This window comes from Enterococcus sp. E4-150, assembly GCF_035726465.1.
Classification (GTDB): Bacteria; Bacillota; Bacilli; order Lactobacillales; family Enterococcaceae; genus Enterococcus_B; species Enterococcus_B faecium.
In genome coordinates this window covers 1-1,325 of sequence record NZ_JAPRGK010000039.1, presented here as the reverse complement: position 1 = coordinate 1,325, position 1,325 = coordinate 1, and the positions used below count along the sequence as shown (strand labels likewise).

General features: G+C 38.5%; 1 protein-coding gene. It reads left to right on the top strand.

All coding sequences use genetic code 11. The annotated features are described in order from the left end of the window. Positions 1 to 94 precede the first annotated feature (94 nt). On the top strand, positions 95 to 1,273 hold the full coding sequence (locus tag OZ002_RS13255) for an IS256 family transposase (protein WP_002323767.1): 1,179 nt from the start codon (positions 95 to 97) through the stop codon (positions 1,271 to 1,273). Positions 1,274 to 1,325: the final 52 nt, after the last annotated feature.

Here is a 1,325-nt window from a genome sequence, read left to right as displayed (position 1 = left end):
GAGAGTGTAAAATATTTTGTGTAAATAGAAAAAAGGAAGTCCCTTCTGTAGAATAGAGTTACCACAACACATTCACAGAAAAGAGGACTTCCATATGAACGATTTTACTACAGAAATTCTAAAGACTCTAGCGAACAAAGGCGATTTGAATGAATTATTCCGTGTCCATTTGGAAAAAGCTGTCAATACGCTTCTCAAAACGGAGTTAACGGCTTTCCTCGATTACGAAAAGTACGATCGCATTGGTTTTAACACGGGTAATTCTCGTAACGGCTCCTATGACCGTACGGTCAAGACCGAGTACGGGGAACTTCATCTCCAGATTCCGCGCGACCGCAACGGCGAGTTCAAGCAACAGACTGTTCCTGCTTATAGCCGGACGAATGATACCTTAGAGGAGACCGTCATTCACCTCTTCCGAAAAGGTATTACCATGTCGGAAATCGCAGACTTGATTGAGAAAATGTATGGGCATCACTACACGCCCCAAACCATGTCCAACATGACTAAAGTGCTGACTGAAGAAGTAAATGCATTTAAAGTTAGAACTCTAAATGATAAGTATGTCGCTATTTTCATGGATGCTACTTATATTCCTTTAAAACGGCAAACCGTCTCCAAAGAAGCAATCTATATTGCCATTGGTATACGAGAAGACGGCACTAAAGAAGTACTAAGTTATGCGATTGCTCCGACTGAATCGACCTACGTTTGGAATGAGTTGTTACAGGACATTTACTCCAGAGGGGTTCATGATGTCTTACTGTTTATTACCGATGGCTTAAAAGGCATGAAAGATACGATTCACCAGATTTATCCTAAAGCTAAATACCAACATTGCTGTGTTCACGTTTCCCGTAATATTGCTCATAAAGTACGTGTCAAAGACCGAAAAGAAATCTGTGATGACTTTAAGGCTGTTTATCAAGCTAACTCAAAAGAAGAAGCGAATACCTTCTTATCCGGCATGATTGAGAAATGGAAGAAAAACTATCCTAAAGTGACGCAGTCACTCATAGAAAACCAAGACTTATTAACTTTTTATGATTTTCCACCTAGCATTCGTAGAACCATTTACTCAACCAATCTAATCGAGTCTTTCAATAAGCAAATTAAAAGATACAGCCGTAGAAAAGAGCAGTTTCAAAATGAAGAATCACTAGAACGCTTTCTAGTCAGCATTTTTGATACATACAATCAAAAATTTCTAAACAGAAGCCATAAAGGTTTTCAACAGGTAACCGATACATTAGTTTCAATGTTTACTGAGTAACTAATTATTTTGCAGGAGGACAATTTATTTACACAAAATTATTGACGCTCCC